Genomic DNA, 18,024 nt, shown 5'->3' with positions numbered 1-18,024 from the left:
GTTTCCAAGACACCGTCGCGCCTCGGGCAATGGACCTGAGCGACATCTCCCGGACGGTTGCAGACTATGCCAAAGCGGCATGCCTAGCGCAGTCGGCAGGTTTCGATGGCGTGGAGCTGCACGGCATCAGCACCTACTTGATCCCGACCTTCCTCTATGAACGGCTCAATCAGAACGGATGACTACGGTGGTACAGCTGAGAACCGGGCACGGTTCCCTCTCAAGGTCATCGATGCCCTTGTGGACACCTGAGCGCCTGGACGCGTTCGAATGAAGCTCAGTCTGAAGGCATCGGAAATCTGGTCGCTGCAAGAGCGACCTTGGCGACCTTCGAGTATCTGGTTGCGATCAGGTTACGAGGGTGAACGTAGAGCCTGGAGCCGCCTTCTTGACCGCATCCTGAGACGCCTTCGGGCCATCGGCCTCGTATGAAACCTCAACGACATGGGGCTTCTCCGGGTCGCGCAGATCGGAGGCATGTATCCAGAAGAAACGAGCTTGGTAATCATGCCCGTGCCAGTTTGCAATTACTGCGTCTGCGATGTCCTTTCACCTGCCGAAGTTGATTCCTGCTTTGTTCCCTAAGGGATTTTCCGGGCACCGAAGTGCCCGGAAAATATCCGCGCGTTGACCAAGATGGTCACCTTAGTGGCATTCCCAGCGGCGCAATGAAGAACTCAGTGGCTCCCTGCAGCGTCGTCGTCGTCGGCACCAGCTATCAGCTGCAGCCGCTCGTTGCCCCGCATGTGTCGCACTTTTCGCATGTCCCGTTGCGGACCATCGTGAAGTTCTGGCACTCGGAGCACATGTTGCCCGTGTAGCCCTGCATGATGGAGCGGGCGCGGCGTTCGGCTTCGACCTTCTTGGCTTCCGTCTTGGCCGAAGCCGCGTCAGCGGCTGCCTTGTCGGAAAAGAGGGCGGTTGCCTGCTGCTGGGCCTCGGTCGTGACTTCTTCGAGCACTTCCTCGGCGATCTCTTCGGCCAGTTCCTTTGCCCGCTCCTCGTAGTCGCGCTTGAAGGCGACGATTTCGGAGGAGGAGACAGCAAGCGTCGGTTCGATCTTGCGGGCCGCAGCGCCCGCAAAGGACGTCACCGTGGCGCCGGAGGAAGCACGCGCCGGAGCTGCGGTAGCAGAGCCCTTCGGCTCACCGCCGGCCTGACGTTCATTGCCCGTTACCAGCGTCGGCTTGTAGCCGCGGGTCCAGCCGGTCGAGACGAGGTTCGTCTTGCCTTCCTGGATGCCCTTGCCGAGCGCCGTGTTCGAGAAGTCCGACGTATCGACATGCGCCAGATCGTGGCGGCCGAGGTAGGAGACGGCCAGTTCGCGGAACACGTAGTCGAGGATCGACGTGGCGTTCTTGATCGCGTCGTTGCCGATGACCATGCCTGCTGGTTCGAACTTGGTGAAGGTGAAGGCCTCCACATATTCCTCGAGCGGCACGCCGTACTGAAGGCCGAGCGAGATCGCGATGGCGAAGTTGTTCATCATCGCACGGAAGGCGGCGCCTTCCTTGTGCATGTCGATGAAGATCTCGCCGAGGCGGCCATCGCCGAATTCGCCGGTGCGGAGATACACCTTGTGTCCGCCGACGGCGGCCTTCTGGGTGTAGCCCTGACGGCGGTTCGGCAGCTTCTCGCGTTCGCGGGTGACGCGCTCGACCACACGCTCGATGATCTTTTCGGTGATGGTGACGGCCTGGGCGGCGACCGGCTGCTGCAGCAGATCGTCCAATGCGTCCTCATCGCTTTCGTCTTCGATCAGCGAGGCGTTCAGCGGCTGCGACAGCTTGGAGCCGTCGCGATAGAGCGCGTTTGCCTTCAGGCCGAGCTTCCAGGAGAGCATGTAGGCGCTCTTGCAATCGTCGACCGTCGCGTCGTTCGGCATGTTGATCGTCTTGGAGATCGCACCCGAGATGAACGGCTGGGCGGCAGCCATCATGCGGATGTGGCTGTCGACCGAGAGGTAGCGCTTGCCGATCTTGCCGCAGGGGTTGGCGCAATCGAAGACGGCGAGGTGTTCGTTCTTCAGGAACGGCGAGCCTTCCAGCGTCATCGCACCGCAGACGTGAACGTTGGCAGCCTCGATGTCCTTCTTGGCGAAGCCGAGGTGCTCGAGCAGGTTGAAGCTCATGTCGCCGAGCTGCTCGTCGGTGACCTTCAGCGTGCCCTTTAGGAAGTCGGCACCGAGTGTCCACTGGTTGAAGACGAACTTGATGTCGAAGGCCGACTTCAGCGCGGCGTTGACGGCTTCCACCTTCTCGTCGGTGAAGCCCTTGGCCTTCAGCGAGCCGGGGTTGACGCCGGGAGCCTGGTTCAGGTTGCCGTGGCCGACTGCATAAGCTTCGATCTCGGCGATCTGGCTCTCGGAGTAGCCGAGCGTCCGCAGCGCTTCCGGAACGGCGCGGTTGATGATCTTGAAGTAGCCGCCGCCGGCAAGCTTCTTGAACTTCACCAGCGCGAAGTCGGGCTCGATGCCGGTCGTGTCGCAGTCCATGACGAGACCGATCGTGCCGGTCGGCGCAATCACGGTTGCCTGGGCGTTGCGGTAGCCATGCTTCTCGCCGAGCTCGAGCGCCTTGTCCCAGGCGCTCTTGGCATGTGCCGCCAGATCCTGGTCCGGGTTTTCGGAGTGGATGAGCGCGACCGGGTTGATCGACAGGCCTTCATAGCCAGCGGTCTCGCCGTAAGCGGCGCGGCGGTGGTTGCGGATGACGCGCAGCATGTTCTCGCGGTTCGGCGCGAACATCGGGAACGGTCCGAGCTCGGAAGCGATTTCCGCCGAGGTGGCGTAGGAAATGCCGGTCATGATCGCGGTCAGCGAGCCTGCGATGGCGCGGGCTTCATCGCTGTCATACGGAATGCCCGACGACATCAGCAGGCCGCCAATGTTGGCATAGCCGAGGCCGATCGTGCGGTATTCGTAGGAGAGCTCGGCAATCCGCTTCGACGGGAACTGCGCCATCATCACGGAGATTTCGAGAACGACGCTCCACAGGCGAACGGCATGTTCGTAGTCTGCGATGTTGATGCGCTTGGTGGCCGCATCCTTGAACTGCATGAGGTTCAGCGAGGCAAGGTTGCAGGCCGTGTCGTCGAGGAACATGTATTCCGAGCACGGGTTCGAGGCACGGATCGGGCCGGCGGCCGGGCTGGTGTGCCAGTCGTTCATCGTCGTGTTGAAGTGCAGGCCCGGATCGGCCGATGCCCACGCGGCGTAGGAGATCGATTCCCAAAGGTCGCGGGCCTTCAGGGTCTTCATGACCTTGCCGTCCTTGCGGGCCTTCAGCTCCCAGTCGCCGTCGTTTTCGACAGCGCGCAGGAAATCGTCCTTGATCGAGACCGAGTTGTTGGAGTTCTGGCCCGAAACCGTCAGGTAGGCTTCCGAATCCCAGTCGGTGTCGTAGGTCTTGAACTCGAGGTCCTTGTAGCCCTGCTTGGCGAACTGGATGACGCGGCCGATATAGTTTTCCGGAACCTGGTCCTTCTTCGCAGCGCGGATTTCGCGCTTCAGGGCAGGGTTCTTGTTCGGGTCGAAGCAATCGCCGTTGTCAGCCTCGCAGTTGACGCAGGCCTTCATGATTGCCTTGAGGTGCTTGGCCACAACCTTGGAGCCGGTGACGAGGGCAGCAACCTTCTGCTCTTCCTTCACCTTCCAGTTGATATATTCTTCAATATCCGGGTGGTCGATATCGACAACCACCATCTTCGCCGCGCGGCGGGTGGTGCCGCCGGACTTGATCGCGCCCGCAGCCCGGTCGCCGATCTTCAGGAAGCTCATCAGACCCGACGAACGACCGCCGCCGGAAAGCTTTTCGCCTTCGCCACGGAGGTACGAGAAGTTCGAGCCGGTGCCGGAGCCGTACTTGAAGAGGCGCGCTTCGCGGACCCAAAGGTCCATGATGCCGCCTTCGTTGACGAGGTCGTCTTCAACCGACTGGATGAAGCAGGCATGCGGCTGCGGATGTTCGTAGGCCGACTTCGACTTCACCAGCTTGCCGGTGAAGGGGTCGACATAGAAGTGGCCCTGGCCGGGGCCGTCGATGCCGTAGGCCCAGTGCATGCCGGTGTTGAACCACTGCGGCGAGTTCGGGGCAACGCGCTGTGTGGCAAGCATGTAGGCAAGTTCGTCCTTGAAGGTGAGGGCGTCTTCCTCGGACGAGAAATAGCCGCCCTTCCAGCCCCAGTAGGTCCAGGTGCCAGCGAGACGGTCGAAGACCTGGCGGGCGTCGGTTTCGGAACCGTACTGCTGGTCCTTGGCAACATCCTTCAGGGCAGCGTCATCGGCAACCGAACGCCACAGGAAGGACGGAACGTCGTTTTCCTCGACCTTCTTGAGCTTCGCCGGGACGCCGGCCTTGCGGAAATACTTCTGCGCCAGGATGTCGGCGGCAACCTGGGAAAACTGCGCCGGAACGTCGATGTTCTCGAGGCGGAATACGATCGACCCGTCCGGGTTCTTGATCTCGCTCGTCGCCTTGCGGAATTCGATGTCCGCGTAAGCGCTCTGTCCTGCCTTCGTGAAACGGCGTTCTATGCGCATTTCTCTAACCTCTAGCTCGCGCGCCCCGTCCCCGTCGACCAAGGCGCAAGTTTCCACCTCAGGCGGCGCCGTGAGGAGCGCAGCCAGTTCTCGTTTCCATATCGTCACAGGAGTGTCATCCGGAGATGTCTTTCCTGTATCTTGTGGTGATGGTGGCTGCAAACACTAAATATAGTATTAACAGCTTATTATCGCCAGCCCCGGATGTCACTTTTCGGAAGATAAAAATCGCGCACGAAGCCCCTCATGGCGGTCATCCATCATGGACGCAACACCCTGATTCTACGCTCGATTTTTGAAGAGAACCGGCCTCGTTAATTCCGGTCCAACTGCCGCAGCAACATCGGAACCTATTAAGTTGGAATCAGGCGATTCCGTCAAGAGGTTGTTTTTAACGAAGCGTTCACCACAACATATTGTGGATCGGGCTGTGGACACTGGGGAAAAGAAAGTCGTGCAAGGAATTCAACGACTTGCGAGCTTTGACCGCTCCAAAGTCGAAAAAATCTAAGAAAAGTTGCGACCGTGTTGATTTGGTTGCAGCTTTTGCTGGCCAAATGCGGCAGCCGATTCGTTGAAGATAATTTCAGTCACAATGCGTCAATCGCAATGGTTACCGTTGCGATCCCTATAGGCGTTCCGTTTTCATCCTTGATGACAAAACTCGCCTGCGTTTCCAGCAATTGCGTCTGTTCATCGCGCTCGGCACGATCGATGAATATCTCGTCGGTCTGTTTGGCGAATGTTTTGAGGAACTTATCTTCGTCGCCCTGCCAGTAGTCGGATGTCATGGTGCCCTGGCCGACATTGAGGCCATGACGATCGGTCACGAACAATTCGACGATGGTGCCCTGCGAATCATCCTGCTTGGTCTTGAGGTATCGCGACACCGGCTTGTTGAGCAGACGTCTGACCATCTCCCAGCCGCCGCTCTGCACTTCGGCGCGGTAGGTGTTGTCGAGCACCTGGATGTGCGCGTCACTGATATTTCCGAACTTAGCGTTCTGATCTTCGATCGCCTTCCGGACGATCGGCGTATTTACCATCGGCTTGACGACCGTCTCGACATATTCCCGTACCACGGACACATAGGCCGGTTCGGCCGACATGGCCCCAGGCGAGAGACAGATGCCAAGCCCCAAAGCCGCAACCGTCCCGACATAGCCCCAACGCATCATATTCGTTCCAACGTCGCGTCCCGCGACCATGCCTCTAAACCAATCCCCCAAGGTGACGCCGTTGTCGCGCGGGATTGTGGCTCGGAAGGATAAGGTCTGCAGCGGGCGCGCGACAGCGGAATCCGAGGAGTTAGTTAAACAAAGATTGGTGCAATTTTAAATTGCCGCCATCCTGCCTGGTTGTGCCGAGGGAGCCGTCAGCCGCGACTGCCCTTGGAAATCGGTTCCTGATAGGTGAAGCCCATGTCCCAAGGGAAATAGATCCAGGTATCCTGGCTGACTTCCGTGACAAAGGTGTCGATCGTCGGCACGCCCTGCGGCTTTGCGTAAACACAGGCAAAGTGTGCCTTGGGCAGGATGGTGCGCACTTCCGAGGCTGTCTTGCCGGTGTCCGTCAGGTCGTCGATGACGAGGACGGACTCGCCTTGGTCGGCAGTCAGTTCCGGCGCGATGCCCTTCAGGAGCATCATTTCCCCCTGATTCACATAGTCATGGTAGGAGGCGACGCAGACCGTTTCGATCAGCCGGATATTGAGCTCGCGCGAGATAATGGCAGCTGGTACCAGGCCGCCGCGCGTGATGCAGACGATCGCTTTGAAATCGCGCTTAAGGCCGGCGAGGCGCCAGGCGAGTGCGCGCGCATCGCGGTGGAACTGATCCCATGAAACGGGAAAGGCTTTATCGGGAAGGGACATGGTTTGCTCCGCGGCATGAATGATGACACGCCGTTCGCCGGCGGCCGGGACAAGACATTCCGCTCGGCCAAACGCAAATCGCGCAGCCGAAACTGCGCGATAAGAGGACCGAAGCCGGAGCTCGTCATCGGTCGCCGCAATTAGCGGAATCCGGGGGCAAAACGCAAGCCCCATGATTCCTAGCGCGACAGCAGCGTCAAGGCCGTCATCGATTGCAGCAGCGTTTTTGTCGTGCCGCCGAAAATCATCTGCCAAAGCCGCGAATGGGTGTAGGCACCCATGACCAAGAGATCGATACTGCTGTCCGACAGACGATTTTCAATAATTGTTGACGCCGATTTGTCCGCACTTTCTGCGGTCGCCAGGGTGACTTTGACGCCATGGCGGGAGAGAGCAGCGGCAATGTCCGCACCGGCGACAGCCGCGGACTGAAGTGCATTGTCGACGGGATCGACCGAAAAAATCTCGACTTCATCGGCCGCCTTCAGGATTGGCAGGGCATCGAACACCGCGCGCGCCGCCTCGCGTGAGCCGTTCCAGGCGACGAGCACCCGCTTGATCGGTTTCGGTCGGCGCAGCACAAAGGGGATCATCAACACCGGGCGGCCGCTTTCGAAGAGAAAGTTGTCGATGTCGACGTGACTGTCCGACGGCCTGGCCGGATCTGCCTGTGACGCGATGAGCAGGTCAGCGCTTCGAGCGCTTTCGATCAAGGGTGCCGTGCCGTAGCCGGTGGACGAGGCAAAGCTGCGCCACTGAAAGGAGACACCTTCAGCCGCTGCCTTCTTGCGGAAGATGCGTTCGACTTCGACCGTTTCCGCATGCGCCATATCCTGTAGCGCCTGCACGGCGACGGGATCGGGTATTTCCATCGGCGCCACGAGCGGCACGACAGCGACGGTTTCCGCATGAAGGCCGATAACATGGGCATTGGTCTCAGCGGCAATGGCAAATGCAAAATCCGCTACAGCGGGAGCGTTGTCGACGGTATCGAGAATGGCAAGTATGGTTTTGTAAGACATAAACAATTCTCCTTATGCGGATGAAATTAGTTAATCTTCAACGAGAATGCGCCGGCGAGGGCGCCGGTTCCTTGATGCACATCAAAGGCGATGCGGAACCTCTCTCATACTAGGCCTCTGCCGAGCGGTTTTCCGCAACCTCCTTTGCCTGGCGAACGGTTTCGATCATGGCGCGCACGTCGGCTCCTGCCGCGTCGATCGCATTCTGGGAGCGGCCACGGACGACGATTTCGGTCGAGAACGCTTGCCCGACGTATCGGGGGTAGGAGCCTATGCTCGTCTCCGGATGAGCTTTTTGGATGGCAGCCAGCGGCGTGCCGATGTCACCCTCTCCGAAGGGGCAGGAGATGCCAAGCGAGAGCACCCGCGTGCCGGTGCGCAATGTCGGGATGACCGCATCGACCATGGCCTGGAAGACTTGCGGGACGCCGGCCATCACGTGAACGTTGCCGATAACGAAGCCTGGCGCGGTGGAGACCGGGTTACGGATGTGGCGTGCACCTTTTGGCATCCGGGCCATTCTCTTCCTGGCGTCGGTGAATTCAAGGCCGCGGCTGGCATACATATCGCCGAGTAGTGACATTGCGTCGGCATCGTATTCACACGGCAGCCCGAATGCTGCCGATACGGCATCGGCCGTGATGTCGTCATGGGTCGGCCCAATGCCCCCCGAGGTGAAGACATAGTCGTATTTTGCGCGCAACGCGTTGAGCGCTGCGACGATCGCATCTTCCTCGTCACCGACAATACGGACCTCCTTGAGGTCGATGCCACAGAGCGTCAGCACATCCGCCAGATGGCCGATATTCTTGTCCTTGGTGCGGCCGGATAAAAGTTCGTCGCCAATGGCAAGCATGGCGGCGGTGACAATAGTCTCATTGGTCATGGGAAATTTCCGAACATTTGGATCCCCACATAGGTAGCGCCCTTCGTCGGTCTTGCAAACCGGGTCGTCGCCGCTACGTCACGCGACTGGCTGCAAGTATTTTTTCGTCTATGGCCATTGAACAGTGCGTTCTGCCACGTGGGGCTATGTTGATGGCGACTCGCTGCTAAGTTTCCACCGCTTACGAATTCAAACGCAAATTCCCTGATGGAGATAAGTAAATGGCGAAGGTACTCGTGCTCTACTATTCGGCCTATGGCCACATCGAAACCATGGCCTACGCCGTGGCCGAAGGCGCAAAGTCGACTGGCGCTGACGTTGTTGTCAAGCGCGTTCCGGAACTGGTCCCAGACGAGGTTGCCAAGGCGTCCTACTACAAGATGGACCAGGCTGCGCCGGTTGCCACCGTCGATGAACTTGCTGACTATGATGCCATCATCGTAGGCGCCGGCACGCGCTTCGGAACCGTTGCGTCGCAAATGCGCAATTTCTGGGATCAGACCGGAAGCCTTTGGTTTGCCGGAAAGCTGGTCGGCAAGGTCGGCTCCGTTTTCACCTCGTCGGCGACGCAACACGGCGGTCAGGAGTCCACCATCCTCGGCTTCATCCCTACCTTCCTGCATCAGGGCATGATCGTCGCTGGACTCCCCTATGCTTTCCAGGGCCAGATGGGCGTTGACGAAATCAAGGGTGGTTCGCCCTATGGCGCCTCCACCATCACTGACGGCGACGGATCACGCCAGCCTTCCGCGATTGAATTGGAAGCCGCCAAGTATCAGGGCGCACACGTCGCCAAGATCGCCGCGAAGCTCGGCTGATCGATTCTATCCTGGCAGGCGCGGCTATCAGAGTCGCGCCCGCTTCAAGGCGCAGCCAGTTTGCCGGCTGCGTCAGCCGTAGAGTTCGTGCAGCTTCACTGCGTAGAAAAGAAGCGGTATTCCGAGGACCGCAATTGCGATCATGAGTGCTGTTCCCGCCCGGAACAATTTGAGACGTCGCGTTCTCGTGCCATCCCAATCGTAAACCATCGCCTTACTCCCACAAGACAGCTTACAACCACGCGCAGCCCCAACCGCGATCCTTCTGGCGCGCGCATACAAGCACATTCGAAAGCGATGATAAAGAGCAGCTTCCAGCAGCTGTCTGCTGTGGCTACGGCGCGAGAAGGCTGCGCTGCCGTAGTCAAGGCCCCTTTGGCGGCACGACAAGGCGGACTAATCAGGCTACGATACGACAGCCACCGCAAAATTTCGGACCGCTAAATTTGGCCAGATAGTCTTGAAGCGCCGCCGCCCATTCGGTCTGTGGCGCTTTGTTGTGCCAGTAGCGCTATTTCGACACGGTTTCGCAGGCCAAGCTTGGCGAGCAGTCGCGAGACGTGAAACTTGACGGTCTTTATCTGGACGCCGGTGGCTTCGGCGATCTGACGGTTTGTCTGGCCCCTGCCGATCAACGCGAAGACGGTGGCCTCCTTTGCGGAGAGTTTTGCGACAAGACTGTCTGTTTTCCGGCCTGCCGAGACATTGCGGATCACGTCGTAAAGCCGCATGCCGATGTTCGATGAGAGATAAGAGTTGCCGGCGGCAACCGTTTGGACCGCCGATATCAGATCCGGAGCCATCGAACCCTTGAGCAGGTAGCCCGTGGCGCCGGCTTCCAGCGCTTCCAGAACATCGTCGTCTTCCTCGGACACCGTCAGCATGACGATCTTCACCTCCGGCCATTTTTGCCGGATCTCGCGCGCCGCGGCGATCCCGCTGCCGGGCATGGAGATGTCGAGAAGGATCACATCGGGCCGACACTGTTCCGTCAGTGCGATTGCCTCGTCCTTGGTCGCGCCTTCGCCCACCACCTTGATTTTTCCGGATGCCGAAAATGCCTGGATGACGCCCATTCGAAACAGCGAATGATCGTCAGCGACAATAACCGAAATAGCCGATTGCATGCCCAATTCAGTGCTCCATGTCGATCGTCATCTCCAGCCGCGTACCCTTGGGGGTGCGATTGGCGAAAGTAAGTGCTCCGCCGAGGCTCTCGACTCGCTGCCGCAAGCCGTGAATGCCCATGCCGCCGATATGCCGGGCGGTGGATTGTTCGCCCGGCTTCAGGCCGTCATCACACACTGCCAGCATCAGCTTGCCATCGACAAGTGCGCATTCCACCTTCTGGCCATTGGCGCCGGCGTGCCGATGAGCGTTGTTGAGGCCCTCCTGCAGGAAGCGATAGATGCAGGTCTTGATCGCAACCGGCAGCTCTGGATTGGCCCGGCAAGGCTCGAACAGAACTCTGCTTCCCGTGCGGGCCTCGTGGTTGCGGATGACCCTCGCGACGATCTGGTCGAGGCCGAGGCGCTCGATATCCGGCAACAACAGGGAGCGTGCGATCGTCCGAATTTCCGCCAGCGCCTCCGATAGCGTCGAAGACACCATGTGCAGCGCGTCGTCGCGCTCGCCGCGGTTCTTGGCAACCCGAACGGGCTCGAGCTGCAGTAGGGCGTAGCTCAGGAGCTGGCCCGGGCCATCGTGCAGATCCGCCCCGATCCCGCGTGCGAAATTCTCGTTCATGGTCGCCAAACGCACGGAAGCCTCGCGATCCCGCTTTCGCAATTCCTGCACCTCGTCGCGCGCGCGTTCAGCCTCCTCGGCGCGGCGATTGAGGAGCTTCCGTTGCCGTTCGATTGTCATGCTCGCCCGATGTACGATGCCGAACAGCCCAAGCATCACGAGCGCGGATGTGGCTGCAACTATGCCCCAGCTCTGGAATTGCAGCTGCAAAAGGTGGTCGCCAACCACGGCGGCGTCCTCATGAATTTCGGCAACCGCAAAGACCGCGCCCGTATCCTTGTCGTGAATGGGGCTGTAAATCTCCAGATAGGACGTCGTGAAGTTTCGCTGGGTATGTTCATCCGCTTCCAAGTCGGCGTGTTGCGCCGCGACCTCGCCCGCAAGCGCACGCTTCATGCCCTCCGGAGCATTGAAGCGTCTGCCGACAAGCTCCTTCGAAAGCGAGTAGGCAACCGTGCCATCCGGCAGCCAGACCTCTAGATACGGAAAACGCTGCCGGACCTCAGGCGCGGCAAACAGTCGATCGAGTTCGGCCACCGCGGTGCTCGACAACTGGGTCGTGACCTCAAGTTCCTGCGCGATCGGCTGTATCATCCGCTGAACCAGCAGAGCGGTCGACGCCGCACGGCTGTTGGTTGCGTTGCTGACGAGGATCCCGGCTATTAGATGTCCCGCGATCGTTGCCGTAATCAGAATAAGAAGGCCGCTTGCCAACAGGAAACGAACAGAGAGTGTCTGCCGCGCAATCCAGTCCTGTGTCGGCAATCGAATGCGCGTCGCGGCAGAGGAGACGCCAACAGCCCTGGAAACTCGCGACGTCGCAATATCCGTCTTTCCTTCCGCGGGGATCCTTTCAAGCACCCGTTGCCTCCTCCAGAGCGCACATCTCACCTAGGTAGGTGACCATACTCGCAATATCCGGCCGGATTTCCAGCAGAAAATCAAAACACGATGAAAGTCGATCCGGAACTGGTCAGAGGTCTAGGTAAAGTCTGGGCTCTGACGGATCCAATGTAAAACCAAAGCACGATTTTTCGATCGGACGTTAATCGAATACTTCGTCGGACTTTCTGTCGTTCAAGTAACGTCCGGTATTTGTCATTCTTGATTATGGTCAAATGACGAGTTCATCGAAGCTCGGCTTTCGACAAATGGGAACCGCAGAACCAGCCAGCTGCCGTCAGGCAGGTGGAATGGCGAAGCTTTGAAAAGCCGCGACGATCGCGCACCGTGGAGGATAGAATGGTCCAGCTCAACAAACATGACCTCGAGTTCATTCTGAAGCAGATCAAGTTGGCTGAAGCGCACGCGGCAGGAACGCCGCTGACGGAACTGGTTTCCAGCCAACTCACCCCCTACGGACTGCGCACCGTGGATGGCAGCTATAACAATCTCGCGCCGGGCCAGGAGCATTTCGGATCCTCCGACCAAATCATGCAGCGGCTGCTCGATGCGCAGTTCAACACCGCCGAAGCAGGCACCAGCTATACCCAAACCTCTGGGAACGTCTACGACTCGCAGCCACGCGTGGTCTCGAACCTGATTGTTGACCAATCGATCGGCAATCCAGCCACGATCCTCTCGGCACTCACCAATCTCGGTCACAACGATCCCTATGCCTTCCTGGGCCAGACGGCGAATGCCAATGCCTATCTTGCAGCCGTCGACGCGTACGAGGCCCATGCAGCGGCTGAAAAATCGGTCGCTGCGGCCAAGGGCGCCCTCGCGGCGCTTTACTACAGTCCGCTGCCACCGACACCGGAAGCCGTCGCTTCAGCGCAAGCGGTCATCCTCGCGGCAGAAGAGCAGGCGGATGGGGCGCTGGCAGTCAAGAACCTTGCCTACAGCACGATGGAACAGCTGCTCGGTGTGACGATGGAGGGTGACTCTGTTCTCATCCCCAACGTATCTGCCGACCTCGGTGATACCGCGCCGTTCAATGGATTCTTCACGCTCTTCGGCCAGTTCTTCGATCACGGCCTCGATCTCGTCAGCAAAGGTGGCAGTGGAACCGTCTATATTCCGCTGCATCCGGACGATCCGCTCTACGTGCCGGGAAGCCCGACCAATTTCATGGTGCTCACCCGCGCGCAAAACCAACCGGGGCCTGATGGCGTCATCGGCACCGCGGACGACATTCGCGAACACACGAATGAAACCACCCCGTGGATCGACCTCAATCAGGTCTATACGTCGAACCCATCCCATCAGGTGTTCCTGCGCGAATATGTTCTGATCGACGGCCAACCGATGGCAACTGGCCACATGCTCGAGGGCCTCAACGGGGGACCGCCAACCTGGGCCGACGTAAAGGCACAGGCCCGCGATGTGCTGGGGATCGTTCTGACCGACCAGGACGTGCTCCGCGTTCCTGCGATCGCGACCGACTTTTATGGTGAGTTCGTTCGCGGCATCACCGGGTTTCCGCAACTGATAACATTTACCGGTGCAGTCGAAGGCAATCTTGACGGCACCGTCGCCGCATCGCAGGCGCTCTCGGCCGGCCGCGCATTCCTCAACGATATCGCTCACACAGCAGCGCCTGTCTCTGTGGACGACGACGGCGATCCCTCAACGCCGCCGGTCCTGATGCCCGACGGCGATACCGATGTGGGCAACGCCGTGCCTGTCGACAATCGCGGCAACAATCTTGCCTACGACAACGAACTCCTCGACGCGCACTACATCGTCGGTGACGGGCGTGGTAACGAAAACATCGGCCTGACCTCCGTTCACCATCTCTTCCACCACGAGCACAACCGACAGATCGACGCGATCAAGCAGGAGCTGATCTCGGGGCCTGATGCCGATGTCGCCTTCCTCAACGAATGGCTTCTGGAAGACGTAGCCGCACTCCCGACGAGCCAGGCCGAGATCGACGCCCTTGTCTGGGATGGCGAGCGGCTTTTCCAGGCCGGTCGCTTCTCGACCGAAATGGTCTACCAGCATCTCGTCTTTGAGGAATTCGCCCGCGCGGTGTCGCCGAACATCGACCCATTCGTTTTTTCCAACAGCGTGGACATCGATCCCGCGATCGCGGCCGAGTTTGCGCATGTCGTTTATCGCTTCGGCCACTCGATGCTGACCGAAGATGTATCCCGCCTCAATTTGCTGCTCGGGGGGGACGGCGAAGTGACAGGGCAGGAACAGGCAGACGTCAAACTGATGGACGCCTTCCTCAATCCTGTGATGTTCGCCGCGAGCGGCGTCGACGCGGAGGCGGCCGCTGGGGCCATCCTTCGCGGCATGAGCCGGCAGGTCGGCAATGAGATAGACGAGCACGTCACCGATGCTCTGCGCAACAATCTCGTCGGCCTGCCGCTCGACCTTGCGGCACTCAACATGACACGCGCCCGCGAGACCGGCGTGCCATCCCTGAACGCTGCGCGTCGCGATTTCTATGCGCAGACCCAGGACAGCATGCTGAAGCCCTACGAGAGCTGGTTCGAGTTTGCGCTGTCGCTGAAGAATCCCGCGTCTCTGATCAACTTCATTGCGGCTTACGGGACGCATTCGACGATCACCCTGGCGACGACGCTTGAAGAAAAGCGTGCCGCCGCAACCGCGCTCGTCCTAGGTGGCACGGGCGCGCCCCAGGATCGTCTGGACTTCCTCAATGGTACGGGTGGGTGGACATCTCAAGCAAATGGTGTGACGACGACCGGCCTCGATACCGTCGACTTCTGGATCGGTGGGCTTGCCGAAAAGAAGATGCCGTTCGGCGGCATGCTCGGCTCGACCTTCAACTTCGTTTTCGAAGCCCAAATGGAAAAGCTTCAGAACGGCGACCGCTTCTATTACCTGAGCCGTACTCAGGGCCTCAATCTCCTCAACGAGTTGGAAGCGGATTCCTTTGCACAGCTCGTCATACGCAACACCGACACCGAGGACCACAATGCTCATCTCAACGGTGCGGCCTTCCAGACGGCCGACTATATCCTCGAGATCGATCAGGCAAAACAGTTCAACGCCGGTTTGGATGCGGCGGATCCGATCGGCACCAATCCCATCCTCCAGGCGATCAATCCGCTCGTCATTCGCCAGGATCTCAATGGCGACGGGACTGTGGATTATCTCCGTTTCACAGGTGGAGAACATGTCGTGCTCGGCGGCAGTTCCCGCAATGACACGCTCATCGGTGGCGAGGGTGACGATACGCTGTGGGGTGGTGCTGGCGACGACCGGCTGGAAGGCGGCTTCGGCGTCGATCATCTGCACGGCGGCGATGGTGACGATATCATCACGGACAGCGGCACGGACGTTGGCGCTGCCGACGTCATTCATGGCGATGCCGGCGAGGACGTCATCAACGGCGGCAACGGCCTGGACCTGATCTTCGGTGGCGATGACAGCGACTTCATCTACGGAGGCAGCGAAAGCAAGACGATCAGCGGCGGCGAAGGCAACGACTTCATCCGCGGTCCAAGCGGCCCGAGCTTCATTGCCGGCAACGAAGGGGATGATTGGCTCGAAGGTGGCGACGGCTTCGACACACTTGCCGGCGAGAACTCGGAGCTGTTCTTCAACTCGACGATCATTGGGCACGACGTTCTGAACGGTCGCGGCAACGACAACGACTACGACGCCGAATCCGGCGACGACATCATGTTCCAAGGCCCCGGCATCCAGCGTAACAATGGCATGGCCGGCTTCGACTGGGCGATCCACAAGGGTGACACCCAACCTGCCAATTCGGACATGAATATCTCGATCTTCGTCAACCAGCAGAACAACATCCTTCGGGATCGGTTCGACCTGGTGGAAGGCCTCTCCGGCTGGACCGGAAACGATGTGCTGCGCGGCCGCGATGTCGTGATCGGCGCATATGACGCCAACGGAAATGCCACTCAGGTCGATCCCGACGCCCCACTGGACTCCTACTCGAACGCGCTGCTTGCCAAGAACCTGCATCTTATCGACGGGCTGGAAGAGCTGACGGCGCATCTTCAGCGCACCGAGGTGACGGTCGCCGGCAAGACCGAAACGATCGTCATGGATACATCCGATGCCTCGGACATCATCCTTGGCGGTGCCGGCAGTGACGTTATCGAGGGAATGGGTGGCAACGACATCATCGACGGCGACAAGTGGCTGAACGTTCGTATTCTTGTGACCCCAGACGCATCTCGCGGACAGAATTGGTCAGCGTTCAGCATCGATACGCTATCCGACATCCAGGCGAGAATGTATTCGGGCGAGATCAAGCCCGGCCAATTGCAGATCGTGCGTGAAATTTTGAATGGCGGTAGTGCCGACGATGTCGATACAGCGATGTATTGGGACAGCTTCGAGAACTACACCATAACCGGCAATGCCGATGGCAGCCTCACGGTCGCCCACACGACGGTCGGTCCGGCGGTCGTCGACCAAACCACTGGCCGAGCTCGCGAAGCGGATGGCACTGATCGATTGTTCAACATCGAGAAGCTTCAGTTCGCCGACAGGATCGTCGATACGGATATTTTCTTCAACTCACCCGCGACAGGCGCGCCCGTCATCTCAGATCAGACCCCCTTGGAAGGCCAGACTCTAACGGTGAACGTGGCATCGATTGCAGATGCAAACGGGCTGGGCACCTTCAGCTACCAATGGCAGTCCTCTGTCAACGGAACAACGTGGACGAACATTGCCGGTGCGACCAACGCGTCGTTTACCCCTCAGGACCTGCCGTTGACGCTTTTCGGCGCTCAGGCAGGGCTTCAACTCCGCGTCGTCGTCAATTTCGCGGACGGATTTGGCAATGCGGAGCAGGTTATTTCGGCTGCCACCGCTCCTGTTGGCGTCAACTGGAGCAGCCTCGTTGGCCTGACGCCGTTCAACGGCACGGATGGCGACGATGTCGCGAATGGCGCACTGCTCGGTGAGACGCTGAACGGAAATGGCGGCAACGATATCCTGAATGGCGGCGGTGGCGGGGACACCATTACCGGCGGTGCAGGCAATGATACGATCAACGGTGGCGCCGGCAGTGACACCGCCGTCTTCAGCGGACCTATCACAAACTACAGCTTTGCTGCGACGCTCGCCGGCCAGACTGTGACACTCACCATTACCGATACGAACGGGGCGGAAGGAGTCGATGCGCTGACGGCCGTCGAAACGCTCCGTTTCGCAGGCGTCAACTATGCGATCGTGACCGGCAGCAATCTCGCCAACGCCAATCTCAATGGTGCGGCGGGAGCCAACGGATCACAGGCGATCCTCGGGTTCGATGGCGTCGATACGATCAATGGCGGTGCCGGGAACGACATCATCCTGGCCGGTGCCGGCAACGATACGATCACGCAGACCGGCAGTACCGGAGGTCGGGACTTCATCGACGGTGAAGCGGGCATCGACACCTACCAGCTCAATGGTGCCGTAGGCGACGAGGCCTTTGTCATCTATACCCGCACTGCCGCGGAGGCGGCCCTGAGCGGCATCGCGTTCCATCAGGCAACCGAAATCGTCGTCACCCGCAATGGCGTGGTGATTGCCGAACTCGATAATATCGAGGAAATCACCGTCAATACGCTTGCTGTCTCGCAAAATGACGGCAACGGAGTCCCCAACGGCGGTACGAGTAACGGCGACACGATCACGGTGGTCGGCGATTTCACCGAAACCAGCTTGAATTTCAGCACGATTACCATCGACGGAACGACCGGCAACGACACCATCGACATTTCAGCACTGCAGTCTGCGCACCGGATCGTGTTCAGGTCGAACGGCGGCAGCGACACAATTGTTGGGACGCTGCGGCCGCAGGATGTGATCGTGTTGGCGCCGGGCGCGGTCCTCGCCGATTACGCCGCGACTGACGCAGATGGCATGACCACGCTTTCGAACGGCACGCATACGGTCAGCTTTGCGAGCTCGGGCGCACCGAGCTTCCGGGAATGGGCCAATGACGACGAAGACGATCACGACGATGGGCAGAATGGGGGTGACGACGATGATGATGACAACGGTGATGGCAATGATTGCGGTGACGATGATGGCCAGGGCGGCGGCGATGACGATGGCTCCGGTGACGGCGGCACGGATCCGCTTCCTGTTGCGGCACGGACGTTGATCGGGACTGTTGCTGGGGATGTTCTGATTGGCGCGGCGGGGGCCGATACGATCCTTGCCGGTGGTGGTGGGGATATCGTTGCCGG

Annotated in this window: 10 protein-coding genes and 1 pseudogene; 3 read left to right on the top strand and 8 right to left on the bottom strand. The window is 59.6% G+C overall.

Annotated elements, in window-relative coordinates:
- The first annotated feature begins 29 nt into the window (after positions 1-29).
- Positions 30-252, top strand: a pseudogene (locus FHT77_RS20560) (hypothetical protein).
- A gap of 466 nt (positions 253-718) precedes the next feature.
- On the opposite strand, the gene FHT77_RS20555 reads toward FHT77_RS20560, so the two are convergent.
- From FHT77_RS20555 to FHT77_RS20535, 5 genes are all read right to left on the bottom strand, one after another.
- A complete protein-coding gene (locus FHT77_RS20555) occupies positions 719-4,540 on the bottom strand; it encodes a vitamin B12-dependent ribonucleotide reductase (protein WP_183756768.1) in 3,822 nt (1,273 codons plus the stop codon).
- Between the two features lie 590 nt (positions 4,541-5,130).
- On the bottom strand, positions 5,131-5,718 hold the full coding sequence (locus tag FHT77_RS20550; RefSeq protein WP_183756767.1) for a hypothetical protein: 588 nt from the start codon (positions 5,716-5,718) through the stop codon (positions 5,131-5,133).
- Between the two features lie 197 nt (positions 5,719-5,915).
- Complete coding sequence (gpt, locus tag FHT77_RS20545) at positions 5,916-6,413, bottom strand: xanthine phosphoribosyltransferase (RefSeq protein ID WP_114712411.1); 498 nt, start codon at positions 6,411-6,413, stop codon at positions 5,916-5,918.
- A gap of 179 nt (positions 6,414-6,592) precedes the next feature.
- A complete protein-coding gene (locus FHT77_RS20540; protein ID WP_183756766.1) occupies positions 6,593-7,435 on the bottom strand; it encodes a universal stress protein in 843 nt (280 codons plus the stop codon).
- 109 nt (positions 7,436-7,544) lie between these two features.
- Positions 7,545-8,321 carry a competence/damage-inducible protein A gene (locus FHT77_RS20535; protein ID WP_183756765.1) on the bottom strand — a complete coding sequence of 259 codons (777 nt, stop codon included), beginning with the start codon at positions 8,319-8,321 and terminating at the stop codon, positions 7,545-7,547.
- Positions 8,322-8,542: 221 nt separating this feature from the next.
- Between FHT77_RS20535 and wrbA the strand changes: the two genes are divergently transcribed.
- A complete protein-coding gene (gene wrbA, locus FHT77_RS20530) occupies positions 8,543-9,139 on the top strand; it encodes an NAD(P)H:quinone oxidoreductase type IV (protein WP_016553685.1) in 597 nt (198 codons plus the stop codon).
- 72 nt (positions 9,140-9,211) lie between these two features.
- Here the strand turns inward: wrbA and FHT77_RS20525 are convergent, their stop codons facing one another.
- The 3 genes from FHT77_RS20525 to FHT77_RS32065 form a co-directional block, all read right to left on the bottom strand.
- The gene (locus tag FHT77_RS20525; protein ID WP_016553686.1) at positions 9,212-9,349 is read right to left on the bottom strand and encodes a hypothetical protein; all 138 of its coding nucleotides are present in this window, start codon (positions 9,347-9,349) and stop codon (positions 9,212-9,214) included.
- A gap of 230 nt (positions 9,350-9,579) precedes the next feature.
- Entirely contained in the window at positions 9,580-10,266 is a 687-nt protein-coding gene (locus FHT77_RS20520) for a response regulator (protein ID WP_246720000.1), read from the bottom strand.
- Positions 10,267-10,273: 7 nt separating this feature from the next.
- A complete protein-coding gene (locus FHT77_RS32065) occupies positions 10,274-11,746 on the bottom strand; it encodes a histidine kinase (RefSeq protein ID WP_183756763.1) in 1,473 nt (490 codons plus the stop codon).
- Between the two features lie 381 nt (positions 11,747-12,127).
- Here FHT77_RS32065 and FHT77_RS31935 point away from each other — a divergent pair.
- A partial coding sequence (locus FHT77_RS31935; protein WP_183756762.1) for a peroxidase family protein occupies positions 12,128-18,024 on the top strand: 5,897 nt, incomplete at its 3' end.

Source organism: Rhizobium sp. BK181 (genome assembly GCF_014193305.1).
Classification (GTDB): Bacteria; Pseudomonadota; Alphaproteobacteria; order Rhizobiales; family Rhizobiaceae; genus Rhizobium.
The sequence above is the reverse complement of the archived record's forward strand: the minus strand, read 5'-3'. Positions and strand labels throughout refer to the sequence as shown.

Bases quoted from the DNA above. Each gene is read 5' to 3' on its own strand.
- FHT77_RS20555 (WP_183756768.1), bottom strand. From the start codon at position 4,540: ATGCGCATAGAACGCCGTTTCACGAAGGCAGGACAGAGCGCTTACGCG.
- FHT77_RS20550 (WP_183756767.1), bottom strand. From the start codon at position 5,718: ATGATGCGTTGGGGCTATGTCGGGACGGTTGCGGCTTTGGGGCTTGGC.
- gpt (WP_114712411.1), bottom strand. From the start codon at position 6,413: ATGTCCCTTCCCGATAAAGCCTTTCCCGTTTCATGGGATCAGTTCCAC.
- FHT77_RS20540 (WP_183756766.1), bottom strand. From the start codon at position 7,435: ATGTCTTACAAAACCATACTTGCCATTCTCGATACCGTCGACAACGCT.
- FHT77_RS20535 (WP_183756765.1), bottom strand. From the start codon at position 8,321: ATGACCAATGAGACTATTGTCACCGCCGCCATGCTTGCCATTGGCGAC.
- wrbA (WP_016553685.1), top strand. From the start codon at position 8,543: ATGGCGAAGGTACTCGTGCTCTACTATTCGGCCTATGGCCACATCGAA.
- FHT77_RS20525 (WP_016553686.1), bottom strand. From the start codon at position 9,349: ATGGTTTACGATTGGGATGGCACGAGAACGCGACGTCTCAAATTGTTC.
- FHT77_RS20520 (WP_246720000.1), bottom strand. From the start codon at position 10,266: ATGCAATCGGCTATTTCGGTTATTGTCGCTGACGATCATTCGCTGTTT.